The organism is Luteimonas rhizosphaericola (assembly GCF_029888045.1).
Classification (GTDB): Bacteria; Pseudomonadota; Gammaproteobacteria; order Xanthomonadales; family Xanthomonadaceae; genus Luteimonas; species Luteimonas rhizosphaericola.
On sequence record NZ_JARXRN010000021.1, the window covers coordinates 324,773 to 351,312 of the forward strand.

Consider the following 26,540-nt stretch of genomic DNA (forward strand, 5'->3'; position numbering starts at 1 on the left):
CCATCTTCGCCCCACCGGTGTCCCCGCCGGGAAAGGTACACCAGGCAGGCGGCCCCGGTGCAGCCCGCTCAGCCGCGCGCGTCGAGGGCCGCCACCGCCGGCAGGGTCTTGCCCTCGAGGAACTCCAGGAAGGCGCCGCCGCCGGTGGAGATGTAGGACACGTCGCCGGCAATGCCGTACTTGTCCACGGCCGCCAGGGTGTCGCCGCCTCCGGCGATCGAGAACGCGGACGATGCGGCGATCGCGCGCGCGAGCGTCTCGGTGCCCTTGCCGAAGGCGTCGAACTCGAACACGCCCACCGGCCCGTTCCAGACCACGGTGCCGGCCTCGGCGATCATCGCCGCGTAGCGCGCAGCGGTGTCGGGACCGATGTCGAGGATCAGGTCCTCGTCGGCCACCTCGGCCACCGGCTTCACCGTCGCCTCGGCGTCGGGATGGAACTGCGCGGCCACCACCACGTCGGTCGGCACCGGAATGTCGGCGCCGCGCGCCTTCGCGTCGGCCATGATCTGCCTCGCGGTGTCGAGCAGGTCGGGTTCGTGCAGCGACTTGCCCACCGGCAGGCCCTGTGCGGCGATGAAGGTGTTGGCGATGCCGCCACCGACGATCAGCTGGTCCACCTTGCCCACCAGGTTCGACAGCAGTTCGAGCTTGGTCGAGACCTTGCTGCCGGCCACGATCGCCAGCAGCGGGCGCGCGGGATTGTCGAGCGCCTTGGCCAGCGCATCGAGTTCGGCCATCAGCAGCGGGCCGCCGGCGGCCTGCTTCGCGAACCGGATCACGCCGTGGGTGGACGCCTGCGCGCGGTGCGCGGTGCCGAAGGCGTCCATCACGAACACGTCGCACAGCGCGGCGTACTTCTTCGCCAGCTCCTCGCTGTCCTTGCCCTCGCCCGGGTTCATGCGGCAGTTCTCCAGCAGCACGATGCCGCCGGGTTCGACCTCCACGCCATCCACCCAGTCGCGCACCAGCGGCACCTCGCGCCCGAGCAGCTCGCCCAGGCGACGCGCCACCGGCGCGAGCGAGTTCTCCTCGCTCCACTCGCCCTCTTTCGGCCGCCCCAGGTGCGACATCACCATGACCGTCGCGCCGCGCTCGAGCGCGAGGCGGAGCGTCGGCAGCGACGCGGTGATGCGCTGCTCGGACGTGATCCGACCGTCGTCGATCGGCACGTTCAGATCCTGGCGGATCAGCACGCGCTGGCCGGACAGGTCGAGGTCGGTCATGCGGAGGATGGTCATGGGCACGGCTCGGAGGCGGGGGTTCGCCGCCCATTGTCGATGCCGCGCGCGCGGCAGGCAAACGTTGCGCCTGCCACCATCGCGGTCATGCGCGCGGCGTGCGCAACAGGCTGGCGGCGAAGCCCGTGACGAGCAGTGCGCCTGCGACCAGCAGCGCCCACAGCAGCCATGCGCGCCAGTCGCGCGCAGGGCGCAGCGCGGCCTCGCCGGCGAGCGGAACCGACTCCCCCAGCCTTGCGAGCGGCGGCTGCCAGTCCTGGCCTCGCGTATCGCGGATGGCGGCCAGGGACTGCGCGACCGGGGCCGAAGCGCGCGATGCCCGCGCGCTCCCTGCGACCAGGCGGTACGGTGGCGCATCGCGGGCCACGAACACCAGCGACTCCGGATGCCAGCCCAACCGCAACACCGGTGGCGCCGCCTGCGCGTCGCCGGGAACGAGCTTCCAGTGGCGATCGCGCACGGTCGCATCGAGGCGCTGTGGTGGCGACCGCTGGTCGCTGCCGATCGAGTACGCCAGCCACGGCCCGGCGCGCCGCACCCAGGGCGCGTCGTCCGACTCGCGGCTGTAGAGCGTCCATTCCCCGGTGCCGTTGCCCGGCAGCGCGATGTCGGCGCTCACGATCGGAAACCGGCCCTCGAGCGCATATCCGAACCCGGCGCGCCCCGCGGCCGACAGCGCACTGCCCTGCAGCTCGCGCCACAGCGGTGCAGCCGGCGAAGCAGCCTGGGCGGGCATTTCGACCTCCACGCGCGTGAGCACCAGGCCCTCCGCGCCCGCCAGCGGCACCAGCCGCAGATAGCGGGCGGACGCATCGACCGGCATGCGCGGCTGGCGCAATCGCTGCCCCCCGCGCGCCAGGTCGAGCAGCGCGACGTGGGCCTGCAGCACGCGCCACTCGCGCAGGTCGTCGCTGCCTTCGATGCGATAAGTCGCCTCGACCGGCCCGGGCACGCCGGCCCAGTCGAGCACGAGGGCCGCGACCGGCGCGTCGACCGTACTCGTGTCCACCAGCCAGCTCGTGGCCATGCGCGTGGCGACCGGCGCGTCGGGCACCTGCGCCTGTACCCGGACGACGCTGCCATCGCCTGCGCGCTCCACCGCCAGCGCGAGCCCGGCGGGTCGATCGATCGAGGCCGCGGGCAGCGCGAACCACGGGACCGGAATCCGCCGTGGCGCTGGCGTCTCCACGCGTTCGGCCGCGAACAGCTGCGCCGGCACCGCCTGCCCCCGTGCATCCACGATGTCGACATCGTCCAGCCGCGGCGAACGGGCCGCGAGGTAGACCTGCGCATCCAGCGGCACGCGGTAGATGCCGGCGCTGTCGTCCGGCACCGTCAGCAGCCGCTGCACCGCATGGTCCGCCGCGGGCGACGCGAACGCGGCCGCCGTCGACACGACCAGCGCCAGCCATGCCGACGCGCGCCTCATGCCGCTGCTCCCTGCGGGGCGGCCTGCGCTCGCGGAGGCGCCGGCGCGAAATAGCCCACCAGCGTGCACAGCAGCCCGTACGCGATGAACGAGCCGATGCCCAGCAGATCGCCCAGGTGCTGGCGATCCACCAGCACCAGCTTGGCCAGCACCACGCCCATCAGCACCGCGCCGGCCAGCCAGAGCGTGCGCTGGCCGCGGCGCGAACCGGCGATCCAGCCGATCACGCCCAGCAGGCTCCACACCACGGTGAGACTGGTCTGGGCCAGCGTCTCGTCCATCATTCCGGTATCCCACGACACACCGCCCCAGTGGTGCACGGCGCGCAGCGTGACCTGGGTGATCCACACGAAGCCCGCCATCGACAGCAGCGGCACGCGCAGCGGTGCCAGTCCGTGCGGGGCCTGGGTCGACCACAGCCAGCGGACGACCAGCACCAGTACCAGCAGCTGGCCCATCTCCAGCGGATTGAGCAGCGGCAGCCACGGCAGCGGCGCGGCGTCGCCGGCGGCGAGCTGGGTTGCCAGCCACCACATGCCGAGCAGTGCGAACACGGTGAGCTGCAGCGGCAGGCGCAGCGCATCGAACGCCGCGCCACGCGGCGCGCGCAACGCCTGCCAGCGCCACATCGAGGCCGCCACCAGCGCCACCCACGGCAGCGCGACCGCGGTATGCGCCCACCCCGACGCCAGCTCGAGACGACCGGCCAGCCAGCCGGCGAACAGCGCGAGCACGGTCGGCCAGACCAGCCACCAGACGAACTGCGCCCAGTCGCCGATCCGGTCGGCGTCGCCGCGCAGGCACAGCAGGCTGCGCACGCCGAGCGCCGCGAACGCGATCCAGGCCCACGCGCCCATGCCGGCGAACGGGTGCGCGTGCACCGCGGCCTGCGCGAGCGCGAACGGGATCGCGGACGCCAGCGCCAGCAGCGTCGTCGCCGCCAGCGCGCACGCGGGGCGTGCGCGATGCACTTCCGCCGCGATCCAGCCGGTCAACGCGGCGGCGGCCAGCATGGCGTCGACCTGCGCGTCGCCGGCCACGAAGCCCACGATTTCCTGGTGCAGGTTGCCGCACCACCACAGCAGGCCCCACAGGTAGTAGCCCAGCGCGATGCGCGGCTGGCCGGCATCGCGATAGCTCCATGCGCTCGCGAAACCGGCCAGTGCGATCAGCAGCGCACCCATGAAGGCGGGATTGGCGAGCGGCTGCACATCGGGTGCGGGCGCCGTCGACATGCCGATGGCGTAGGCGCCCGCGGCCGCCAGCTGCAGGCCAAGGCCGGCCAGCTGCGGCAGCACGCGCCGCTGCCGCAGGCCGAGCCAGACCAGCGCCGCGCCTTCCAGCGCGAACACGCTGGCGGTCGCATTCGCCGACAGCGCCAGCGGCACCGAGAGCGTCGCGAACCCCAGCGCCAGCAGCGCGTGCGCCTGCGCCAGCAGCGCATAGCCGTCGCGCTGGCGCAGGACCCACGCCAGCACCGCATACACCGTCGCCAGCGCGAGCGCACACAGCGCCAGCGGCATGCGCGCGCCGTCGAGCAGGGCCGCCTGCAGCGCGAACGCGACCAGCGGCGTGCCGAACAGCAGGCAGCCGTCGATCAGGTCGCGGCGGCTGGCCGGGCGGCGCCGCGCGTACAGGATCGGCAGCAGCAGGTAGAACGCGAAGAACAGCACCAGGAACGGCTGGGTGCTGGCCTGCTTGTCGGGCGAATACGCCAGTACGCCCCAGGCGATGCCGATGCCCCAGGTGAATGCGAAGCCGAGCAGGTTGAGCACCCGCCACGACTTCACCCAGGCGATGGCGAAGATCGCCGCGTTCAACACGGCGTAGTAGGAGAACAGCGCGACATGATTGCCGCTCCCGGTCGACAGCCAGATCGGCGCGAGGAACCCGGCGAGGATGCCGAGCACCGCCAGCGTGCGCGAATCCTGCAGGACGGCGAGCACCCCCAGTCCGGCAACGAGCGAAACACTGAGCGCGAATGCCGCTGCCGCGGGCAGCAGCCCGTAGAGCTTGAAGGCCGCGAACACCACCAGCAGCAGCACGCCGATCGCGCCGCCCTGGAGCGCGAGCGCGAATGCCGGCCTGTCACCGCGCTGTCGCCAGCCGAACACCAGGCCGGCCATGGCGGCTGCGGACACGCCCGCCAGCCGCAGCTCGATCGGCAGTTGCAGCCAGCCCTGGTCGTTGGCGTACTTCAGCAGCGCGGCCACGCCGGCCAGCAGCACCAGCATGCCGACCTTGACCGGCACGTTGCCGACCGTGAACCAGCGTTGCACCGCGCGTGCCGCAGACCCGGCGAAGTCGCGCGGCGGCGGCTGGCGCGGTGGCGTGGGCGGAAGGGGCGCACGCGGCGCGGGCGTTGCGACCGCGCGCGAGGGCAGCGGGGGCGGAACGGGCGGCGCAGTCCCCGGCGCGCCGGCGCCCGGTGCGGCACCTGGCGTCGACGATCCAGCCTCCTGCCCGGCCATGGGTCCGCGCGCGCCGGCGACATCGACCGGCGTCGACGCGGACGATGTCGCGCCTGCCTGTCCGTCGACCGCAGACGCGTCCGGCGTTGCCTCTGCAGCCGGTGCAGTCCCGTGCGCGGCCGTCGACGCTGCATCCGTCCATGGACGCGATGTCCCCTCGCCTTGCCGGGTCGCCCCGCGCATGTCCGCCGGCGCCTCCGCGCCTGCGGCAAGGGGGGCGCTGACGCGCAGCTGCGCCACCGCGTCCTCCAGCTCGGCCACGCGCCGCTTCAGCCCGCCGATCGATACCAGCGCCACCACCAGCAGCACCGGCACGGCCAACGCCGCCAGCCCCAGCAGGGTCAGGACTCCTTCCATCGCGATTTCCCCGTCGGCGCCCGCGCGGGCGCATTGCCGGCCACCCTAGCCGGTCCGTGCGCGAAAACAAGAAGCCCCGCGCAGGCGGGGCTTCGGGTATCGCGGATGGCTACTTCCGGCTTACTTGCCGGCGACCACGCGCACCATTTCCAGGCACTTGTTCGAATAGCCCCACTCGTTGTCGTACCAGGCCACCAGCTTGACGAAGGTCGGGTCGAGCGCGATGCCGGCGTCGGCGTCGAACACCGAGGTGCAGGTCTCGCCGACGAAATCGGTCGCCACCACCTTGTCCTCGGTGTAGCCGAGGATGCCCTTGAGCGCGCCTTCGCTCTGCGCCTTCATCTCGGCCTTGATCTCGTCGTAGCTGGCGGGCTTCTCGAGCTCGGCGGTCAGGTCGACCACCGACACGTCCGAGGTCGGCACGCGGAAGCTCATGCCGGTGAGCTTCTTGTTGAGCTCCGGGATCACCACGCCCACGGCCTTGGCCGCGCCGGTGCTGGAGGGAATGATGTTCTCGAGGATGCCGCGGCCGCCGCGCCAGTCCTTGTTGCTCGGGCCGTCGACCGTCTTCTGCGTCGCCGTGGCGGCGTGCACGGTGGTCATCAGGCCGCGCTTGATGCCCCACTTGTCGTTGAGCACCTTGGCCAGCGGCGCCAGGCAGTTGGTGGTGCACGAGGCGTTGGAGATGATCGCCTCGCCCTTGTACGACTTGTCGTTGACGCCGAAGACGAACATCGGCGTGTCGTCCTTCGACGGCGCGGACAGGATGACCTTCTTCGCGCCCGCGTCGAGGTGCTTCTGCGCGGTGGTCTTGTCGAGGAACAGGCCGGTGGATTCGATCACCACCTCGGCGCCCACCGCATCCCACTTCAGGTTGGACGGGTCGCGCTCCTGGGTGAGGCGGATCCGGTTGCCGTTGACCACCAGGGTGTCGCCATCGATCGAGACCTCGCCCTTGAAGCGGCCGTGCACCGAGTCGTAGCGCAGCATGTAGGCCAGGTATTCGGGTTCGAGCAGGTCGTTGATGGCGACGATCTGGATGTCGTCGAAGTTCTGGACCGCCGAACGCAGCACGTTGCGGCCGATGCGGCCGAACCCGTTGATGCCTACCTTGATCGCCATGGTGCGCGGACTCCCGGACAGGGTTTGGAAAGAGCGTCGATTCTAGCAGCACCGGCGTGGCCGGCCCGTGCCGCAGCCGGCATGCCGTGGTGGTTGCGATTGCAATGATCCGGATCAAGGAGGCGCCGGCGCGCGGCTTCCAGACTGTGCGCAGACCCCACACGGAACCCGTACCATGACCCGCACCCCTGCACTCCTGCTCGCGGCCCTTGCCGCCGCTCTCGCCCTGCCCGCCGCCGCCCAGTCGAGGGGCGAGTGGACCCTCGGCCTCGGTGCCCACAACGTCGACCCGAAATCCGACAACGGCAGCCTCGACGCCACCGCCCTGGGCCTCGGCCCGCTGCCGCCGACCGAAGTGGGCAGCAGCGTGCGCCCGACCATCACCGCCGAGTACTTCATCCGCGACAACCTGGGGCTGGAAGTGCTGGCGTCGCTCCCATTCCAGCACGACATCGACATCCGCGGGGTGGGCCGGGTGGGCAGCACCAAGCACCTGCCGCCCACCGTGTCGCTGCAGTACCACTTCGCCAACGCCAGCCGCGCCACCCCGTTCGTGGGCGTGGGCGTGAACTACACCACCTTCTTCAGCGAAGACACCACCGGCGCCCTGGCCGGCACCGACCTGTCGCTGGACGACTCCTGGGGCCTGGCGGCCCATGCGGGCATCGACTTCGCCGTGGGCGCGCGCAGCGCGATCCGGCTGGATGCGCGCTGGATCGACATCGACACCGACGTGAAGGTGAACGGCACCAGGGTGGGCACCGCCAACATCGACCCGCTGGTGTACGGCGCGGCGTGGGTGGTGAAGTTCTGAGCGAGGCGCAGCAGCAGGCCCGCGCTCCGCTGCGTTCCGACCGGGGATGCGAGTGGCGCGCCCCGCCACCCGCATCCCGCACCCGTGTCGCCTGGCGGACCCAGCGCTTGGGTAGACTGCCCGCCATGCCACGCATCCCTACCGCACTCGTTCTCGCACTCCTGATCGCCTGCGCCCCGGCCGCCCACGCCTGGGGCCCGCTGGGCCACCGCCTGGTGGCGCGCCTGGCCGAACCGCAGCTCACCCCGGCCGCGCACGCCGAGGTGCAACGCCTGCTGGCCACCGAGGGCCTGCACGCACTGGCCGACGTGGCCAACTGGGCCGACGACGTGCGCGCCAACGACCCGGACCTGGGCAGACGCTCGGCCAAGTGGCACTACGTGAACCTCGGCGAGCTGGGCTGCCGCTACGACGCCGACGCCGCCTGCCCGAAGGGCGACTGCGCGGTGGAGGCGATCCGCGCCCAGGCCGCGATCCTGGCCGACCGCGGCCGCAGCAATGCCGAGCGCCTGCAGGCGCTGAAGTTCCTGGTCCACTTCGTGGGCGACGTCCACCAGCCCATGCACGCCGGCAACGCCCGCGACCGCGGCGGCAACACGGTGCAGGTGCAGCTCCACGGCAAGGGCACCAACCTGCACCGGGTGTGGGATGGAGAGCTCTTGAAATCGGCCGGGCTGCCCGAGGACGCCTACGTGCACCGCCTTGCGGCGGGCCCGACGACGCGGGACGCGAATGCGACCGCTGCCGATGCGGCTCACTGGGCGGAGCACTCCTGCCGGATCGCCTTCGCGCCCGGCGTGTATCCCGCGCGCGCAAACCTGGACGCGCGCTACCTCGCCACCCACACGCCGACCGCCGAATCCCAGGTGCGGCTGGCAGGCGCACGGCTGGCATCGCTGATCGACGGCGCGCTGGGCGCCGCCCGGTAGACGCTACCGATGGGGTCGACGCAATACGGTTGACCTGGCGCCCCGGCGCGACACCTGCCGCAGGAGGTGCGCAGATGGACCCGGCGCGGCTGCGCGGGGCGGCTGTCTGGTGCGGTCCAGCACCTGATCAGCGCGCTGGGGTCAGCGTCCCGCCCGGATTGCCCGGAGAACCGGGCATCGGCTGCGACTGGAAGACGCTGTAGCCGCTGAACTGCCCGAGCGTGCCCTGGAACAGCATCGCCGCCATCGGAGGCGTGCTGACGATGAGCGTGGTCAGGATCAGGCCGAGCCCGCCCTGCTGCATCGCCATGCTGGTGAGGCTTTCGCCATCGCCGCCCACCCCCAGCATGCTGCCGATCCAGAAGGCGGTGCCGACCGCGATCACCATGTCCAGCGCCAGGGTGACCGTGACACTCAGTACCGCCATCGAGAAGATCGCGCCGACGCCATAGAGCAGCCATTTGTGGAACAACGGCTTGGTCGGCTCGAACAGCAGGCAGAGGATGAAGAGCGGGCCCAGCGCGAGCACCAGCCCGATGGCGAACTTGTTGAGCATGATCGCGGCGGCCGCGGTGATGGCCGGCAGGCCCAGGCCCGCGGTGATCATGGCCAGGGTCCGGTCCTTGCGCTCGCGCGTCTCCTCGTCGTAGGAGGTATCGACCGAATCGACCACCGTGAGCGCGGCCTGCATGATCGCCAGCGTTCGGTCGATGTCGGCATAGGCGTCCTCGCCGTCGGGATCGCCGGTCATCGTTTCGTTGACGGTCCGCGAGAGTCCGTCGGTGACCGTGCCGTAGATCGGACCGAACGACGCGCCGAGCCCCAGCGCGATGCCGACGATAAAGGTCGCGCGCAGCGCATTGACCACCAGGGCCATCATCGATTCGCGCGACTGACCGGTGACGATCCGGTATCCCTGGACCATGATCCACAGCGTCAGCAGCAGCACACCGACCCCGCCGAGCACCCGGATCACGCGCTCCCCGAGATTGGGCAGGTATTCGTGGATCAGCTCGTCGTCGACGAAGGCGTTGATCTCGTGGAAGAAGACGAAACTGGGCAGCCCGGCCCGGGCGGGAACCAGGTCCAGCAGTGTTCCCGCCAATGTGAGCATGCCGTCCATCGCGTCCCCGAGCATCCGATTCCAGTTCCTGCGCTTCTCTTATGACGATCGCTTCATGCCCCGCGGTCAGCGATCCCGCGAGCGCGCGACCTGCAGCGCACCCTTCAAGGTCGCGTACTCGACGACGTGGCCGAGCAGGCTGCGCTTGTTGGTGAATGCGGCCTGCCCCGACCACGCCATTTCGTTTGAAAATGCCTCGATCTGGTGGGCGTAGTACTGAAGCTGACGCTGCGCGTTCTCCATCTCGGCGGCCTGTGCCGCCTGGAGCTGCTGGATGGCATTCGAGTTGCGCTCGAGCCGCCCTCGCTCGTTGCCGCTGGTGCTTGCGCTTTCGGCCTGCAGCTTGGCAATCTCGGCATCCTGGGCTTGGACCTTCCTGATCACGTCCACCAGGAAGTTGTGCCGATGGTTGTCGAGCTGGACCATCGAGGCGCATGCGTCGTACTGTCGCTCTCGCGCCTTCGAGACCCGCCGAGGCGCCCTCACGCCGCCGAGCATCGCGCGCAGCCCTTCGGCGGCGAGCGGGCCACATCGCTCCTCCAGGAACGCGTTGTCAGCGCGCCGGCGCAGATCGGTGTCGCGAGGGCCGCGCTCGGACAGGAACTTCAGGCCGTTGACCTGTTGCTCCTGGATGTCCTGGATCTGGTTGCGAAGTTGCTGCAGCTGGTTGCTCAGCTGCTGCGCCTGCTTGATCTCGTCGCTGTACATCTGCTTGTACTGCTCGACCCACGCAAACTCGTTGATCTTGATATGGACTGCATCGGTCACCGGGGTCTGCGCATGGGCGGTCGATCCCAGCACCAAGCACAGCAGGACCATCGACTTCAGGGTGAACCGGATCAGATCCCGACTGTTCATAGTGGTGTCCCTCTACGGTTGGCTGCCGCACATCCACGCACGGCGGTGGTGTTGACATCAGCGCTCACACTCGCGATCCCGCGTAACCGGCGCCGGATGAACGCAGCGCCCTGACGCCATCCGTCGCGCGCTCTTTCAGCTCGTCCTGGCTTGCACCAGCGAAGGGCGCACGCATCGTGCCGGATCCCTTCCGCTCCGCGAAAAACCTCGGCAGCCATCGCGCTGGCGTCAACTCGTCGCGGGCAATACCGGATCGCACCGATTCCTCGCCGATGATCCGATGCATGATCTCGATGTTGTCGGTACTCGCCGAGATCACCGCCAGCGCATCGTCGAGGCCGCGAAGGTTCAACTGGCAGACGGTCGATCCATGGCCTTGCTTGACCAGGAAGGTGCGCGAGCGTTCGTCCAGGCTCTTGACCACCTGGAACTCGGCGTCGGTCAGCTTCAGTCCCTCGATGTAGTCCTCGCGCGAGGCATTTGGATTGGGCAGCAGGATCAGGGTCGCCGTCTGCTCGATCAGCGCCGCGGAGATGTCGCTGGCGAGCGCATCCTCCGGACTCTGGGTGGCGAAGATCCCCATGCCGTTCTGCTTGCGGATGGTCTTCTGCTTGTTCTTGGCGAATTCCTTGAGTCCGCCCGATCCCTCGAGGATCTTCCAGAACTCGTCCATCACGTAGATCAGGCGCCGGCCGTCGATCAACCCCTCCAGCCGGTGCAGCAGATAGGCGATCACCGGCACGCGGACCTCCGGATTGTCGATGACGTCGGTGTAGTCGAAGCCGATGATGCTGGCGCGTTCGAGGTCGACGGTGTCCACCGGATTGTCGAACACCCAACCCAGCGCGTTGCCGGCGGTCCACTTGCGCAGCCGCGCGTACAGGCCGTCGTCGCCCATGTTGGGCAGGCTCTTCTGCAGATTGGTCATCGAGCGCAGGTGCATCGGCATGTCGAGCATGCCCTCCACCGCACGGTGGATGTCCTCGTCCTCCCGCGCGGTGTACTGCGACTTGCCCGCCAGTTCCTTGACCAGGCCGGACAGGAACTGCACGTTCGCTTCGGTCCGCTCGCACTGCAGCGGGTTGAAACCGGTCGGCGAGCCGTTCTCGAGCGCCAGGTAGTTGCCGCCGCAGGCGCGCACGAAGATCTCGGCGCCGCGGTCCTTGTCGAAGAAGAAGATCGTGGGGCAGGGATCCAGCTTCTGCACCTGGCTGAGCAGGAAATTGATCAGCGCGGTCTTGCCGGTGCCCGACTTGCCGATCACCATGGTGTTGGCGATCGCCTTCTCGCCGGTCGAATCCTCGGCAGGATGGGTGGCGTGGAAGTTGAAGTAGTAGGGCTGTCCGTTGGTGGTCTGCAGGACGGTGACGCTTTCGCCCCAGGGATTGCGCTCACGCTTCCCGGTGGCGAAGTTGTGCAGAGGCGACAGGCCGAGGAAGTTCAGCGAGCTCACGTTCGCCAGCCGCGTGCGGAAGCGCCAGTTCGCGGGCAGCTGCGAGTAGAAGGAGGAGCACACGGCGAGGTCCTCCTTCGCGGAGACGAAGCCGGCATTCGACAGCTCCGCGCGCGCCGTGGCGATGTTGTGCGCCAGCTGCTCCTGGGTATCGGCATACAGCGCCATGATGAAGTGGTACTCGCCGAGCACGAAGTGCCCCGACGCGACCTGGTCCATCGCCTGGTCCAGCTCGACGATCTGGCTCACGGCCTTGTCGCCGGAGGAGATCATCATGCCCTTGGTGCGGTCGAGCACGCGCAGCGCGTCCTGCCGCCCCATCGGGCTGAATGAATGGGTGATGACGTATTCGAAGTCCAGGTACTTGAGGCCGTTGAGGATGCCCGGCCACGTCGCGTCGGAGTATTCCTTGATGTTGAGGATCGCCCCGAAGACGTTGCCGCCCGACGGGGTGCGGACCACGAAGTCGCCGGTCCTGGCCGAGAACATGTGCCGGCTGACGGCCAGGTAGTCGTGGACCGGCGCATTGAGCACTGGAACGGGCTCGTCGATGCGGTTGAGCAGGAACCCCAGATGCTCCAGGGTCTCCGAGAACACCACGCCGTTGTCCGCCTCGTACATGCCGAGCCGGACCGGGGCGTAGTCCTTCAGCACTGCCTCGACGTTGCCGGCCAGCTCCAGCAGCTTGGCCACTGCCTGGTCCTGCTGCGCCTGCAGGACCTCACGCTTGTGCGAGCGCTCGACCAGCCGCTTCCCGACCACGATCGGCCGGTACAGCATGGTCAGGTACAGTTCGTTGCGCATGATGCGCTGCGACGACAGCAGGGCGAGATAGTCGTCCGACAGCTGCTGGTTGAAGGATTGCGCGAACCGTCCGTGCGCCTCGATCCGACCCCGACGGCGCAGGTCGTGGACCCAGAACGCGACGTTGACGAAATCCGGCGCCCGCAGTGTCTGCAGCATGCGATTGAACGTGTTGTGCCGGTGCTCCAGGTCCCACTCCTCGCGCCCGACGAACGGCAGCCCGTCGAGCCGCCACGACAGCATGAAATCGCCGCCGGTCGTCTTCACCACATGCGGCGACACGTGCGACGACACCGGAATGAAGTCGGCGATGGCGTGGTCCGGAGCCTGCATGGCCATGTCAGTCGCCCTCGGCCACCGCGAACGCACGCCGGTAGCGGTTCGGTGAGAACACCCACATGCCGTCGTGCTGGCGCCGGTTGCGCGCCTTGAGCCTGAACTGGAATCGCAGGCCGAGCAGCCGGAAGATCATCTCGTCGCGACGCGCCATCTGCCGCATCACCACGATGACCACCGGGAGCAGCAGCAGGCAGAACATGTCGATGTAGAACGTCAGCAGCAGGCAGCCGCCGGCCGCGATGGTGAACGGGACGTACGGCACGCCCATGAACATGGGCGGCCGCGTGCATCCCTTGAACAGGACGTTCCTATGCATGGCGGGCCACGAGCTCGACCAGTGCCAGGGCCATCCCGCCACCGATCGCCCCGACTTCCGTGTCGGGAAGCAGCATCTTCGCGATCTGTGCGGCTGCGCCGATGAGGAAGCCGCCGATCAGCACCGGCGCGACATCGCCGATGCGCTTGTGGTTGAAGGCGATCTGGTAGCCGGCGAAGATGATCGCGATGGTCACGATCGCGATCGATGCGATGTTGAGCAGCCCGTTGATGTTGGTGAAGAAGGTGGTGACGCGGCCCGCCGCCTCGGCGCCGGGCGCGGCCCAGGCAAGCGAAGGAACGAGCAGCGCGCCCAAGAGCGCGAAAGCTGCGGACGTAGCCCGGACATGCGGGCGACGCTGGGTGGGGAGATGGTCGTTGTGTGTCATGTTGAAGCTCCGGTCCTTGGTGGGTGGTACGGGGGGTTGGTTCCGCATCCTGATGCGTCGGTTAGAAGACGAAGGCGGCATCGTCCGATGTCGGTGGCTCGGGCGCCGGCGGCTCGGATGCGGATGCTTGTGAGGCCGTCGGCGACACCCGGGCCACGGCGGCCGTCGCCGCGGACTCGGGTGCCCGCGCCGGCGGCAGGCCCAGCGGCGGTGCGCCGTCCGGCTGGAGCAGTACCGGCTGTCGCGCCCCGGGGAGGGCAGCCGCAGGCGCAGGAGACGGCGGCGTTGGCCCTGAAGCCGCCGTCTGCTGGTCTTCCATCGCCGTCACGCCCTCCACCATCTGCGCGCGCGCCGGCTCGACGTTCCTCGCGGCGTCGCGGATGCGGCGTTGAAGCAGCGAATCGCGCCGATGCACGGGAGTGGCACGGCGGGTGAGGTTCGTGCCCTGCCCGGCCAGCGGGGTCGCGCTCGCGTCGGCATCCGGCCTGGCGCCCGCTTCCGCGTTCCATGACGCGAACACCTTCTGGACGTAGCCGTGGCGGAACCCGGTCGAGAAGTTGCCCGAGTAGTAGCAACTGAACGCCTTGCCCCAGTCGCCCGCGGCACGTGCATGGCATTCGGCGAGGATGCGCGATCCGGCCTGCAGGTTCGGGCAGGTCTGGAAGGCGCGTTCGTAGCTGTCCAGCCCATAGCTGGCCAGGTTGTAGCGGTTGACCTGGGCGATCCCCAGCGAGAAGTTGAAGCCCTTCTCCTCCAGCATGCGCGCGGTCGACACCGCCTCCGCCTGGTTGCGTGGCTGCCGGGCCAGCCGTCCACCCACCACACCGATGGCGTACGGGTTGAAGGACGACTCCACGCGCACGACGTGCCGCATCACGTCGACGGGAACGGCGAGTTCGCCGCAGGCCATCAGCTCAAGTCCGGGCAGCATGCGATGCCTCCGCGGCCGCGGTGCGACCATCCCTGTCGATGTCGAGCCAAAGCGTCATGTCGGCCTGCTCAGTGCGCCGCAAGCGCGCGTTGCGGATCGAAGTCGATCCCGGTGATGTAGCGACGGCCCGCATGCGCCTTGATGTGGACCACGATGTCGATCGTCATCCGCAGCAGCCGCTTGATGACGGGGAACTCCAGCCCCGATCCCTCCACGGAGGCCTTGACCATCAGCGCCAGCTGGTCCCAGGTCTGTTCGGTACTCCCTGCATGGCAGCTGGTGATCGAGCCAGGATGCCCCGAGGCGCAGTTGCGGATGAAGTAGAACGCCTCGTCGCCGCGCAGCTCGGCGAGGATGATCCGGTCCGGCTTCATCCGCAGGCACGCCTCCATGCAGGTCTTGGCGGTGACATTGCCGGTGCTCTGCCCGCCCTTCGAGTACAGCAGGTGCACGACGTTCGGCTGCGGGATGAACAGCTCGCGCGCGTCCTCGATCGTCACCAATCGCTCGCGGGCGTCGATGTGGTTGACGAGTGATTTCATGAACGTGGTCTTGCCGCTGCCGGTGGCCCCCGACACCACCATGTTCTTGTGGTACTGCACCGCCTTGCCGAAGAACTCGCGGTAGTCGCCCCGGCCGCGCAGGTCCAGCAGTTCGCGGTCGTGCTCGCCCAGTTGCGCGCCGTCCTCGAGGATCTGCGAGAAGAACCCGTCCTCCTCGTACTGCGCCAGCGTCTTGCTGAACCTGGCCGGCAACCGGATGGTGATCGAGATCCGGTTCGCGTCGCAGGCCGGCGGAATCACGAACTGTGCGCGCTGCCCTGTCGGGAACGTCAGCGACACCATCGGATCGGCGTCGGTGATCCGCTGGCCCGTATTGCTTTCGTTGACCACCGAGGTGCAGAACTGGCGCGCGCGTTCGAACGTCAGCGTCGGCACGTCGACCCGCTGCCAGCCGTTGCGCGCGGTCTCCAGGTACAGCTCGCCCGGCCGGTTGATGCAGATCTCGGTGACATCGGCGGACTGCAGGTACTCGCCGATGCCGAGCACCTGGTACTGGTAGTCGAGGAACTCGCTGGAGACCCTGGCCACTGGCGAATTGTCGGCATCCATGCCCGTGGTCCTCGATCAGCGCAGCACGGCCGCGAAGTCCACGTCCTGCGCGACGTAGACGTTGAGCAGCGTGCCCTGGTTGATGGTGACCGTGGGCGGACGCGCCATGCTGCGCTCCAGTGCCATGTTCGCCAGTCGCTCCATGGTGCGGGCGGTGCTGCTCTCGTACGGGTTCTGGATCGCGACGCCGCCTTCGAAGCTGGTCGACGGCGGACCGTTCTTGGCGCCGACATACTTGAAGGCGTCGCTGAGCAGGCTGATCATCAGCGCCGACGAGATGCGCTGGCCCCAGTGCGCGCTGTAGTGGCCCTCGTTGCCGGCCGCGCCCAGCATGTCCACGCCGGGGCTGCTCATGTTCACGTCCAGGCCGTTGGGCGTGGTGATGCGGTCCCAGACGATCGCCGCGCGCTCGCCGATGATGGCGTCGGACTGGTAGCGCCCCATCACCTTCGAACCGCGCGGCAGCAGCAGCCTGCGTCCGTTCACCGAATACACCGGCTCGGTCACGATGCACGAGGTGAAGCCGGGCACGTCGGTGATGATGCGCGACTCCAGCACGCAACGGATGTAGGTCCCGCGCAGCAGCAGCGTGTTCGGATTGTTCAATGGCTGCGCCGCGGACCGGCCGCGGCTTGCGGCCGCAGGCGGGAGGCTGCCCGGGGCGCCGCCGGACTGGGCGGCCATCATCCGCGCGTACTCCTCCGGCGACATGCTGCCGGGGGCCGCGGCGGGCGACTGGCCGCCATGGATCCCGACCGAATCGCGCATGCGCCGCTCGCGCAACGACGGCACGTCCTCTCCGCCCAGGGAAGGCAGGCGCGTGCCTGCGGGCGCCGGAGCCGGATCTTCGATCACGGGCAACGGCGGCAGGGTGTCGGACGGGTCCGCCACCACAGGTGCGGGCGGCGGCGGCAGGTCGGGCAGGTCCGGTGCGTCCGGGATGACCAGCGGCTGCTGGTTTCCGGCGCGGGTGGCCGAAGGCTCCGGGTCGGACATGGCGCTACCGAAGATCAGCGCGGCCGCGACAAGCAGCAGGAGGACGAGCGCGGCCAGGAACAGCAGCGCCTTGCGGTTGAGCCGCTGCGCTTCGGCCGAGGCCAGGTGCGGGGCGCCCGCGTCCAGATCCGGCCCGGCAAAGGCATCCTGGCGGGCCTGGTAAGGGTTGGAGGCAGGTGCATCGCGCTCCTGTCCGCCCGGCGCGTGATCGCTGGGTCGATTCATCGTTCCGCACTCCTGCGCAGGCCAATGACGTTGTCGCCATGCCTCAGGACGAGGTAGGGATAGGTGCCATGGACGACGATCGTGTCGCCCTCGACCGTCGTGTTGACGATGAACTCGTCGCCGTCCTCTTCCTGCCGGGCGAACACCGCGGGGAAATTGCCGCTCGGGAACCGCGTGCGATCGCCCATCCGGATGTAGGTGAACTGGCGGTCGTCGTAGACGGTGGCGGGAATCAGCCAGGCGGGATGGCGCTTGCGATAGGCCACGTCGTACCCGAAGTGGTACCGCCTGCCGGCGTGCTGCGCGGTACTGAGCTCGTGCACCTCCTCGACCGGATCGCTGGCGGCGGCGAACGCGGTGTCGTTCGGATAGGTGAAGCGGATGCGGTACTGGACGCCCGCGGCCTTGGCCTGCTCGAGCGCCCGCCAGTCCGTGGCCACGACCTTGAGCTCCAGGACATAGGCGTGGACGGCGGTGCGGATCAGCAGGTTGGTGTCGACGTCCACGTCGCGGGGCCTGAGGTAGAACACGTTGTCGCGGCGGTTCAGGTCCCAGCCGCCGCTGAAGCCGGTGCTGTAGTCGAGGATTTCCTCGTTCGGACTGAGTTCGATCTGCGTGGTGATGCCGAGCCCGGTCCGCACCTGGTAGATCCGGTCGGGCTCGTAGACGTACTCGTCCAGCGCCTGCGCCCACGCCGGCAGGCCCACGCCCGAAGCCAGCAGCAGCGCAAGCGCGAACCACGCGGCGATCTGTCGCGCGCGGGTCATGGCTGGGTTCCCGACGGCGCGGCCGACGCAGCGTCGTCGACGCCCGCGGCATCGCCCTCCTCGCCAGTCCACGCGTCCTGGCCTGCAGCGGGGCGCGGTGCGGGTCCGGGAGCCGCCACCTCCGGAGACATGTCCGGGAACGCCGGTTCGTCCGCGGGGGGCTGGCCATAGTCGTTGTCCACCCGGTACTCGGACACCCGGAACCCGAGCGGGTTGAGCAGGCGATCGCGCTCGTCGAGCCTGAGCGCGGGATCGTAGGCGAACTCCAGGGTGGCGATCTTTCCATCCATGACCTGCGAACTCCCGGTCTGCTTGTTGTAGAGGCTGCGCTGGAAGCGCACCGCCGCGCCGCGCGGCGGCTGGCCCGCGGCGCCCGGCACCAGCGAGATGCTGAGAATGCGGATGCGCACGGCGCGGCTGTTGCCGTACTGGTTGTAGGGGCGGTGCGGATTGGTGGCCGCGTGCAGTGCGCGGAACGCCGGCGCGACGCGCGGGCCAGCCATGGTCAGGGTCTGGCGCCAGTTCTGCTGGCCGATCAGGCCGGTGTCGTAGGACTCTCGCGCCATCACGAACTGCGCGACGTTGCTCTTGTTGATCGCTTCCTGGGTGGTGATGGTCGGGTCCTGGAAGTCGCCGACCAGGCGCGCCACTGTCGCAGTCCCGGTATACGGGTCGGCCATCACCAGGTACGGCACCTTCTCCTTCAGAGGCAGGAAGTAGAAGTAGCCGCCGGCCAGGATCAGCGACATCGTCAGCGCGCACGCAGCGACCCACCACGCGCGACGCTCGCTGCGGCGCGCACGGTCCGCGAGCGTGACCTCGTAGTTCACTCCCCGGCTGACGGCCTGTTCCACCGCCGGCGTCTTTTCTCTTCGTCTGAACATCCGTGTTCCCGATCGTTCCGTGCGTGCGCGTCAGTCTGCTGGCGTGGGCGCGGCTGCCTGGTCGGCCCCAGCGCTCCGCGCGTCCGTGACCCGGATGCGGCTTCCCTCGACGCTCACGCGTACGCCTTCCCCCGCGTAGGCGCGCGTCAGTTCCGCAGCCGCCGCGCCGATGTCGTGGGTGCGGATGTGCGCAGCCTGCGCGTGCAGCGTGTAGTCGTTCGGATGCTCGTAAGCGACCTGCAGCTTCGAATCCCGCGCCCAGCGGTCGAGCATGTGCTTGAGCGTGCCGTCGGCCGGCGTGGCCTGGTACACGTAGCCCTGGTGCAGGGGAATCGCCTGCGGCGTGTCCGCGAACTGGTTCAGTGGCGTCCAGCGCCCGCGGAAATCGCGCGCTTCCGGGGTCGCGCATCCGGCGAGTGCCGCGACGACCGCACTCATGCCCAGCCACCCGATGACGACCGCCTTGTCCCGTCTCACGCCACTCTCCCCGGGATTCGCCGGCAATACATGTCCCCATCGCGCCGCCCGCAGGCAGGCAGGCAGGCGCGTACGCGATCACGCCGGACGTGCCGGGCGCTCACGATTGATCGATGCAGGATGGGGCTCACGCGGCCCCGACACGTATTGGACGATTCCAACTCCTTTTGTTGTCCGCCCAGGTTCCGTCCTGGGTCCCCTTGGGCGCCGTCACCGCCAGCAGCGGTGCGGACTATGCCCGTATCACGACACGCATCTGCGTGCGGGATCGAAATTAGCCGCTCGAGCGATCGACGTCAAGCACCCGGGCATGCGTGCGCTCAAGCCGCCGCATACCGCGCCGCCCCGCCGATCCAGCGCGCCACCAGCCGGTCGGCGATGTCGGGTGCCTCGCGCATCAGCGCCTCGCCGATGCGGTGCACCTCGGGCAGCAGGTCGGCGTCGCGGGCCAGGTCGGCGATGCGGAAATCGGCCAGGCCGGTCTGGCGGGTGCCGAGCAGTTCGCCGGGGCCGCGCAGTTCCAGGTCCTTCTCGGCGATCACGAAGCCGTCGCTGGTGGCGCGCATGGTTTCCAGCCGCTGCTTCGCCATCTGCGACAGCGGCGACTGGTACAGCAGCACGCAGCTGGAGGCCTGGCTGCCGCGGCCCACGCGCCCGCGCAGCTGGTGCAGCTGCGACAGGCCCAGGCGCTCGGCGTTCTCCACGATCATCAGCGAGGCGTTGGGCACGTCCACGCCCACTTCGATGACGGTGGTGGCCACCAGCACGTCGAGTTCGCCGCGCTTGAACTCGAGCATGGTGGCCTGCTTGGCGGCGGCCTTCATGCGCCCGTGCACGAAGCCCACGCGCAGGCCGGGCAGCGCGGCGGTCAGCTGCTCCCAGGTGGTCTGCGCGGCCTGCGCGACGACCTCGTCGCTCTCATCGATGATCGTGCACACCCAGTAGGCCTGGCGGCCTTCGGCGCAGGCGGTGCGGATGCGGTCGATCAGCTCCGGCCTGCGCGCCGCGCCCAGTACCACGGTCTGCACCGGGGTGCGTCCGGGCGGCAGTTCGTCGATGGCGGATACGTCCAGGTCCGCATAGGCGGCCATGGCCAGGGTGCGCGGGATGGGCGTGGCGGTCATCACCAGCTGGTGCGGCACGCTGCCGGCAGCGGCGCCCTTGTCGCGCAGGGCCAGGCGCTGGTGCACGCCGAAGCGGTGCTGCTCGTCGACGATGGCCAGGGCCAGGTCGCGGAACACCACGCCTTCCTGCATCAGCGCGTGGGTGCCCACCACCAGCTGCGCGGCACCGCTGGCGGCCTCCGCCAGCACCGCGGTGCGCGCGCGCCCGGACACCTTGCCGGCCAGCCACGCCACGCGCACGCCCAGCGGCTCCAGCCACGTACGCAGGTTGGCCAGGTGCTGCTCGGCCAGCAATTCGGTGGGCGCCATCAGCGCGGCCTGGCGGCCGCTGCCGATCGCGATCAGCGCCGCCATCGCCGCCACCACGGTCTTGCCGCTGCCCACGTCGCCCTGCACCAGGCGCAGCATCGGCGAGGGGCGCGCGAGATCGGCGCGGATCTGTTCGAACACGCGCTGCTGGGCGCCCGTGAGCGCGAACGGCAGCGCCGACAGCAGCGCCTGCACCCGGCCGCCGTCGTCGGCCAGCGCGGGCGCGGCATGCGCCTGCAGCGCGATGCGCTGGCGGCGCAGGCTGAGGTGGTGGGCCAGCAGTTCCTCCAGCGCCAGCCGCCGCTGCGCGGGATGGGTGCCGGCCAGCAGCGCGGCCACGTCGGCCTCGCGCGGGGGCCGGTGCAGGGTGAGCAGCGCGTCGCGCAGCGACGGCAGGCCGTGGCCCAGGCGCGCGGCCGGCACCAGTTCCAGTTCCTCGGCCGGCGGCAGCCGCTCCAGCGCCTGCGCCACCAGGCGGCGCAGCGTGGCCGGGCCGATGCCTTCGATCGCGGGATAGACCGGGTCGAGCGCGTCGCCGAGTTCGCCCTCGGCCTCGTCGTCGAGCACGCGGTAGCTGGGGTGCACGATCTCCAGCCCCTGCTGCCCCGGGCGCGGGGTGCCGTAGGCGCGCACGCGCGCGCCGACGCGGAACTGGTTCACCTGCTGCGAGCGGAAGTGGAAGAAGCGCAGCACCAGGGTGGCGCGCGAGTCGTCGCCGATCGCCACCCGCAGCAGCGGGCGGTAGCGGAAGCCGCGCTCCACCGCTTCCACCCGCCCTTCCACCTGCGCCGCGACGCCCGGCTGCAGCAGCCGCACCGGGGTGATGCGGGTGCGGTCCTCGTACTGGCGTGGCAGATGCAGCCACAGGTCCTGCAGGCGCAGCAGGCCGCGCGCGGCGAACTTCTCCGCCACCGCCTTGCCCACGCCGGGCAGCGCGGTCAGGCCGACGTCACCGGCGGCGGCGAGCGCGGGGACGGGCTTGCCCATGCGGCGCGCGGATCAGCCCGCCACGCTCACTGCGTCACCATGACCGCGTCGACCTCGAACAGCACGCCCTTGGGCAGCGCGGACACCTCGATGGTCGAGCGCGCGGGATACGGCGCGTCGAAATACTCGGCCATCACCGCGTTGACCGCGGCGAACTGCGACAGGTCGGTCAGGTACAGGCCGACGCGGGCGATGTCGGCGAGCGATCCGCCGGCGGCCTCGGCCACGGCCTTGAGGTTGTCGAACGCGCGCCGCGCCTGGGCGTCGATGCCGCCGTCCACCACCTCGCCGGTGGCCGGGTCGAGCGGGATCTGGCCGGAGAAGAACACCGTGTTTCCGGCGCGCGTGGCCTGGGAGTACGGGCCGATCGCGGCGGGCGCGGCGTCGGTCTGGATCGGGGTGCGGGGCATCGGAAGACTCCGGAAGGATGTAGGCCGATTGTAGCGGCGGCGTGCGCGCAGGGCGGCGATGGCGTCGCGCATGGCATGGGACTGGGAGATGGTGTGGCCATGGCGTCGCGATCCGCGGAGACCGCGGGGCGACGCATCGCCGCTGGCGAATGCAGCGGCGACGAACGATGCAGGTGCGCGAGTGGGAACGATGCGCCCCGGCGGCGGCCTTCGGCCTTGGCCGGTCTACAGCCGCTGCACGCCGTGCACCACGCCCAGGCGGCGGGTGCGGCGGATCACGTCGGCCAGGTGCTCGCGGTTGCGCACCTCGATCGAGAAGCGGATGACCGCGACATTGGTGTCGCGCTCCAGGTACTCGACGCCCTCGATGTTCGAATCGGCCTTGGCGATCGCGGCCGCCACTTCGGCCAGCGATCCGGGCTTGTTCTCGGTCTCGATGATCAGCGCCACCGCGTAGTCGCCGGTGACCTCGCGGTCCCAGCCGATGGCCACCCAGCGGTCGGGCGACTTGCGGTACTCAGCCACGTTCGGGCAGTCCAGCCGGTGCACCACGATGCCCTTGCCGGCGGTGTGGTAGCCCATGATCTCGTCGCCGGGAATCGGCATGCAGCAGTTGGCGAAGCTGATCACGCCGCGCTCGTGGCCGCTGATCAGGATGCGCTCGCCGCGGCGCTGCAGCTGGTCGGCGGTGGCGCCGTCGTCGGGCGATTCCTTCTGCGCCAGCGCCATCGCCACCTGCGAGGGCATGCGGTTGCCGAGCGCGATGTCGGCGAGCAGTTCCTCCAGCCGCGGATAGCGCAGTTCGGCCAGGTAGGCATCCAGGCGCGCCTGCGGCAGGCGGTCGAGCGAGGTGCCCAGGTCCTCCAGCGCGCGGTCGATCATGCGATGGCCCAGGCTCACCGCGTCCTCGTGCTCGAGCTGCTTGAGCTGGGCGCGGATCGCGGTGCGCGCCTTGCCGGTGACCACCACCTCCAGCCACTGCGGCTTGGGCAGCGACGACTTGGCGGTGACCACTTCCACCGACTGCCCGCTCACCAGCTTGGTGCGCAGCGGCACCAGCTTCTTGTCCACGCGCGCGGCGACCGCCGTGTTGCCGACATCGGTGTGCACGGCGTAGGCGAAATCCAGCGCGGTCGAGTTGCGCGGCAGCGAGAGGATGTCGCCCTTGGGCGTGAACAGGTAGACCTCGTCGGGGAACAGGTCGACCTTGACGTTCTCCAGGAACTCCAGCGACGAACCGGTCGCCCGCTGCGATTCGAGCAGGTTGGCGATCCAGCTGTGCGCGCGCGCCTGCGCGCCGCTCGGGGCCATGCCGTGCTTGTAGGCCCAGTGCGCGGCGATGCCGCGCTCGGCGATCAGGTCCATCTCCTCGGTGCGGATCTGCACCTCGATCGGCGATCCGTACGGCCCGAACAGCACCGTGTGCAGCGACTGGTAACCGTTGGCCTTGGGAATGGCGATGAAGTCGCGGAAGCGTCCGTCCAGCGGCTTGAACACCGAATGCGCCACGCCCAGCGCGCGGTAGCAGTCGCCCACCGAGTGCAGCACGATGCGGAAACCGAACACGTCCATCACCTGGGCGAAGGTCTTCCCCTCGCTGCGCATCTTGTTGTAGATGCTCCACGGCGACTTGATCCGGCTCACCAGCCGGTACTGCAGGCCTTCGTTGGTCAGCCGCTGCGCCAGCTGGGCCTCGATCTTGGCCATCGCCTCGCGCCGCAGCATCGGCTGGCCGCGGATGTGCTTTTCCAGGATCAGGTGGCGCAGCGGGTGCAGGGCGTGGAAGCCGCGGTCCTGCAGCTCGGCCTTGATCAGGTTCATGCCCAGGCGCTGGGCGATGGGCGCGTAGACCTCCAGCGTCTCGCGCGCGATGCGTTCGCGCGTGGGGCCGGGCTGGGCGCCGAGCGTGCGCATGTTGTGCAGGCGGTCGCCGAGCTTGATCAGGATCACGCGCAGGTCGCGCGCCATCGCCAGCATCATCTTGCGGAAGCTTTCGGCGGCCGCCTCCTGGCGGCTGCTGAAGTGCAGCTTGTCGAGCTTGGTCACGCCCTCGACCAGATCGGCGACGGTCTCCCCGAAGTCCTGCGCCAGCTGTTCGCGGGTGAGCGGCGTGTCCTCGATGGTGTCGTGCAGGATCGCCGCGACCAGGGTCTCGACGTCGACCTTCTGCTCGGCCAGCACCTGGGCCACCGCCACCGGATGGGTGATGTAGGGCTCGCCGGACTTGCGCGTCTGCCCGGCGTGCGCGGCCGCGCCCACCGCCCACGCCCGCCGCAACTGGGCGCGCTGCTCGTCGGGCAGGTAGGCGGCCGTGCGTTCGAGCTGGCGCATGTAGTCCGGCACGTCCGCTTCGGACGCGGGCACGGGCTGGATCAGGACGGGAGCGCCGGCAGTCATCCCGGGAGCCTAAAGGGAAGGCGTGGAATGGGAAATAGGGCCGGACCCGCGGGGCGCCCCGCGCGCGCGGCCATTCAGTCGCGGGCGATGCCCACGGCCCCCCATCGGCCGACCGCGGTTGGCACGCCCCGAACGCAGAAGGCCCCGCAGTGCGGGGCCTTCGTGCGACACGGGTGCGCGGGGCGCTCCCGTCCGGGGATGACCGGCTTACAGGTCGTCGCCCTTCATGTCGTCGTCGCCGGCGACCACTTCGGCGGCGGCCCATTCCAGCGCCTCGCGCTCCTTGCGTTCGCGCTCGGCCTTGTCGACGGCGTCGATGTAGGGCTGGTCGATGCGACGGCCGGCGATCTCGCGCAGCGCGAGCACGGTCGGCTTGTCCTGCGCGTCGGTGTTGTCGATCTGCGGCTCGACGCCGTTGGCGAGCTGGCGCGCGCGCTTGGCGGCCATCATGACGAGTTCGAAGCGGTTGTCGACCACTTCCAGGCAATCTTCAACGGTGATGCGGGCCATAGGTCTCCCGGCGGCCGGCGGGCCGTCGATCAGGATGGGAACAGGACCGCACATTCTAGCCGCACGCGGCCGAAAAGCAAGCGCTATTGAGTTAAATCAAACACTTGCGGACGGGGCCGGCCGATGCGAGCCGGCCTGCCCGCCGGTCCGGCGCCGCGACGCGCCCGGACTCCCGCGCCACCTGGTCGCGGCTCTGCGCGTGCCGGGCTCGTCGGCTCAGCCGTCGGCCAGCAGGGCCTGCAGCAGGCCGGCATGGCGCCGCAGCTGCTGAGTACGCCGCAGGCGGCTGGCGGTGAAGATCGCGCACATCTCCTCCACCGCGGTGTCGAAGACCTCGTTGACGATCAGGTAGTCGAACTCGGCGTGATGCGACATCTCCTCGCGCGCGTTGGCCATGCGCCGGGCGATGACCTCCTCGCTGTCCTGGCCGCGCTTGCGCATGCGCTCCTCCAGCGCCGCGCGCGAGGGCGGCAGGATGAACACGCTCACCGCGTCCGGCACCTGCGACTTCACCTGCTGCGCGCCCTGCCAGTCGATCTCCAGCAGCACGTCCCTGCCCGAGGCCAGCTGCGGTTCCACGGACTGCTTCGCCGTGCCCTTCCAGTCGCCGTGCACCTGCGCGTACTCGAAGAAGTCGCCGGCCGCGATCATCGCCTTGAACTCGTCCGCGGCGATGAAGTGGTAATGCTCGGCGTGGCGCTCGCCCGGGCGCGGCGCGCGCGAGGTGAACGAGATCGACAGGCAGATGTTGGGGTCGCGCGCCAGGCAGGCATTGACGATGCTCGACTTGCCGGCGCCGGACGGCGCGGCGACGATGAACAGCGTGCCGCGCATGGGCGTTGGATCATTCAATGTTCTGCACCTGTTCGCGGATCTGGTCGATCAGTACCTTCAGCTCGACCGCGGCACCGGTGGTGCGCGCGTCGACCGACTTGCTGCCCAGGGTGTTGGCCTCGCGGTTGAACTCCTGCAGCAGGAAATCCAGCCGTCGCCCGACCGGCTCGCGCTGGCCGAACACGCGCCGGATCTCGTCGACGTGGCTGGACAGGCGGTCGAGTTCCTCGTCGACATCGAGCTTCTGCAGGGACAGGACCAGTTCCTGCTCCACCCGTCCCGGGTCCGCCGCCTGCGCGAGGTCGGCCAGCCGCGCTTCGAGCTTGGCCCGCTGCCCGTCGCGGATCAGCGGCACCAAGGTGCGCACCTCGGCGGCGATGCGGGCGATGCCCTCGACCCGCTCGAGGATCGCCGCCACCAGGTTCGCGCCCTCGCGTTCGCGCGAGGCGACGAACGCGTCGAGCACGTCGTCCACCAGCGCCAGCGCCTCGGCCTGGAGTTCGGCCGGATCGGCCGCCTGCGACTGCAGCACGCCCGGGAACTGCAGCAGTTCCACCAGCCCCACGCGCAGCTCGGGGAAGTGCCCGCGCAGCCCGTGCGCCAGTTCGCCCAGCCGCGCCACCAGCGCCTGGTCCACCTGCAGGGACACCGCATCGCCCGACGCCCGCAGCCGCAGCGTGAGGTCGACCTTGCCGCGCGACACGCGCCTGGACACGCGCTCGCGCAGCGCCGGCTCCAGCACGCGCAGTTCGTCGGGCAGCCGCGCGCCCAGTTCGAGGAACCGGTGGTTCACCGCGCGCACCTCGCAGCCCAGCGTGCCCCAGGGCGTGCTGCGTTCGCCCGAGGCATAGGCGGTCATGCTGCGGATCGGCATCGGTGGTCCAGTGTCCGCCGGGGGCCGGCGAGGCGCCAATGGTAATCTGGCGCCCCTGT

23 protein-coding genes are annotated in these 26,540 nt (G+C 69.8%); 2 read left to right on the top strand and 21 right to left on the bottom strand.

Going from position 1 to position 26,540, the window contains the following annotated elements; translation table 11 throughout:
• Window positions 1-68: 68 nt before the first annotated feature.
• From QFW80_RS07840 to gap, 4 genes are all read right to left on the bottom strand, one after another.
• Window positions 69-1,241: a phosphoglycerate kinase gene (locus QFW80_RS07840; RefSeq protein WP_280601081.1), complete on the bottom strand. Its 1,173-nt coding sequence runs from the start codon at window positions 1,239-1,241 to the stop codon at window positions 69-71.
• A gap of 85 nt (window positions 1,242-1,326) precedes the next feature.
• Entirely contained in the window at window positions 1,327-2,670 is a 1,344-nt protein-coding gene (locus QFW80_RS07845; protein WP_280601083.1) for a DUF3999 domain-containing protein, read from the bottom strand.
• Window positions 2,667-5,498 (bottom strand): DUF2339 domain-containing protein, encoded by a 2,832-nt coding sequence (locus QFW80_RS07850; RefSeq protein ID WP_280601084.1) that lies wholly within the window; start codon window positions 5,496-5,498, stop codon window positions 2,667-2,669. The genes QFW80_RS07845 and QFW80_RS07850 overlap by 4 nt, the downstream gene beginning before the upstream one ends.
• A gap of 120 nt (window positions 5,499-5,618) precedes the next feature.
• Window positions 5,619-6,620 carry a type I glyceraldehyde-3-phosphate dehydrogenase gene (gene gap, locus QFW80_RS07855; RefSeq protein ID WP_280601085.1) on the bottom strand — a complete coding sequence of 334 codons (1,002 nt, stop codon included), beginning with the start codon at window positions 6,618-6,620 and terminating at the stop codon, window positions 5,619-5,621.
• Between the two features lie 175 nt (window positions 6,621-6,795).
• Here gap and QFW80_RS07860 point away from each other — a divergent pair, with 175 nt between their 5' ends.
• Window positions 6,796-7,434 (top strand): OmpW/AlkL family protein, encoded by a 639-nt coding sequence (locus QFW80_RS07860; protein ID WP_280601086.1) that lies wholly within the window; start codon window positions 6,796-6,798, stop codon window positions 7,432-7,434.
• Window positions 7,435-7,559: 125 nt separating this feature from the next.
• A complete protein-coding gene (locus QFW80_RS07865; protein WP_280601088.1) occupies window positions 7,560-8,363 on the top strand; it encodes a S1/P1 nuclease in 804 nt (267 codons plus the stop codon).
• A 127-nt stretch (window positions 8,364-8,490) separates the two neighbouring features.
• Here QFW80_RS07865 and QFW80_RS07870 read toward each other — a convergent pair whose 3' ends face one another.
• The 17 genes from QFW80_RS07870 to QFW80_RS07950 form a co-directional block, all read right to left on the bottom strand.
• On the bottom strand, window positions 8,491-9,501 hold the full coding sequence (locus QFW80_RS07870) for a TrbL/VirB6 family protein (protein ID WP_280601090.1): 1,011 nt from the start codon (window positions 9,499-9,501) through the stop codon (window positions 8,491-8,493).
• Window positions 9,502-9,552: 51 nt separating this feature from the next.
• Window positions 9,553-10,344, bottom strand: a complete 792-nt coding sequence (locus QFW80_RS07875) for a hypothetical protein (RefSeq protein WP_280601092.1) — start codon at window positions 10,342-10,344, stop codon at window positions 9,553-9,555.
• A gap of 64 nt (window positions 10,345-10,408) precedes the next feature.
• Window positions 10,409-12,934, bottom strand: coding sequence for a VirB4 family type IV secretion/conjugal transfer ATPase (locus tag QFW80_RS07880; protein WP_280601380.1), 2,526 nt, complete (start codon window positions 12,932-12,934; stop codon window positions 10,409-10,411).
• Between the two features lie 7 nt (window positions 12,935-12,941).
• Entirely contained in the window at window positions 12,942-13,256 is a 315-nt protein-coding gene (locus QFW80_RS07885; RefSeq protein WP_280601093.1) for a VirB3 family type IV secretion system protein, read from the bottom strand.
• The gene (locus tag QFW80_RS07890; protein WP_280601095.1) at window positions 13,249-13,644 is read right to left on the bottom strand and encodes a TrbC/VirB2 family protein; all 396 of its coding nucleotides are present in this window, start codon (window positions 13,642-13,644) and stop codon (window positions 13,249-13,251) included. Before QFW80_RS07890 ends, QFW80_RS07885 begins: the two co-directional genes overlap by 8 nt.
• 61 nt (window positions 13,645-13,705) lie before the next feature.
• Window positions 13,706-14,575 carry a lytic transglycosylase domain-containing protein gene (locus QFW80_RS17540; RefSeq protein ID WP_331488490.1) on the bottom strand — a complete coding sequence of 290 codons (870 nt, stop codon included), beginning with the start codon at window positions 14,573-14,575 and terminating at the stop codon, window positions 13,706-13,708.
• Window positions 14,576-14,643: 68 nt separating this feature from the next.
• A complete protein-coding gene (gene virB11, locus QFW80_RS07900) occupies window positions 14,644-15,687 on the bottom strand; it encodes a P-type DNA transfer ATPase VirB11 (protein WP_280601097.1) in 1,044 nt (347 codons plus the stop codon).
• A gap of 15 nt (window positions 15,688-15,702) precedes the next feature.
• Window positions 15,703-16,908 (bottom strand): TrbI/VirB10 family protein, encoded by a 1,206-nt coding sequence (locus QFW80_RS07905; protein WP_280601099.1) that lies wholly within the window; start codon window positions 16,906-16,908, stop codon window positions 15,703-15,705.
• Window positions 16,905-17,675, bottom strand: coding sequence for a TrbG/VirB9 family P-type conjugative transfer protein (locus QFW80_RS07910; RefSeq protein WP_280601101.1), 771 nt, complete (start codon window positions 17,673-17,675; stop codon window positions 16,905-16,907). The genes QFW80_RS07905 and QFW80_RS07910 overlap by 4 nt, the downstream gene beginning before the upstream one ends.
• On the bottom strand, window positions 17,672-18,559 hold the full coding sequence (locus QFW80_RS07915) for a VirB8 family type IV secretion system protein (RefSeq protein WP_280601102.1): 888 nt from the start codon (window positions 18,557-18,559) through the stop codon (window positions 17,672-17,674). Before QFW80_RS07915 ends, QFW80_RS07910 begins: the two co-directional genes overlap by 4 nt.
• 30 nt (window positions 18,560-18,589) lie before the next feature.
• Complete coding sequence (locus tag QFW80_RS07920; RefSeq protein WP_331488491.1) at window positions 18,590-19,036, bottom strand: hypothetical protein; 447 nt, start codon at window positions 19,034-19,036, stop codon at window positions 18,590-18,592.
• Window positions 19,037-19,356: 320 nt separating this feature from the next.
• Entirely contained in the window at window positions 19,357-21,456 is a 2,100-nt protein-coding gene (gene recG / locus QFW80_RS07925) for an ATP-dependent DNA helicase RecG (protein WP_280601103.1), read from the bottom strand.
• Window positions 21,457-21,482: 26 nt separating this feature from the next.
• Window positions 21,483-21,866, bottom strand: coding sequence for a RidA family protein (locus QFW80_RS07930; RefSeq protein WP_280601105.1), 384 nt, complete (start codon window positions 21,864-21,866; stop codon window positions 21,483-21,485).
• Window positions 21,867-22,091: 225 nt separating this feature from the next.
• Window positions 22,092-24,263, bottom strand: coding sequence for a RelA/SpoT family protein (locus tag QFW80_RS07935; protein ID WP_280601107.1), 2,172 nt, complete (start codon window positions 24,261-24,263; stop codon window positions 22,092-22,094).
• Between the two features lie 207 nt (window positions 24,264-24,470).
• Window positions 24,471-24,773, bottom strand: coding sequence for a DNA-directed RNA polymerase subunit omega (rpoZ, locus tag QFW80_RS07940; protein ID WP_280580550.1), 303 nt, complete (start codon window positions 24,771-24,773; stop codon window positions 24,471-24,473).
• A gap of 216 nt (window positions 24,774-24,989) precedes the next feature.
• Window positions 24,990-25,607 carry a guanylate kinase gene (gmk, locus tag QFW80_RS07945; protein ID WP_280601108.1) on the bottom strand — a complete coding sequence of 206 codons (618 nt, stop codon included), beginning with the start codon at window positions 25,605-25,607 and terminating at the stop codon, window positions 24,990-24,992.
• Window positions 25,608-25,617: 10 nt separating this feature from the next.
• Window positions 25,618-26,466, bottom strand: a complete 849-nt coding sequence (locus QFW80_RS07950; RefSeq protein WP_280601384.1) for a YicC/YloC family endoribonuclease — start codon at window positions 26,464-26,466, stop codon at window positions 25,618-25,620.
• Window positions 26,467-26,540: the final 74 nt, after the last annotated feature.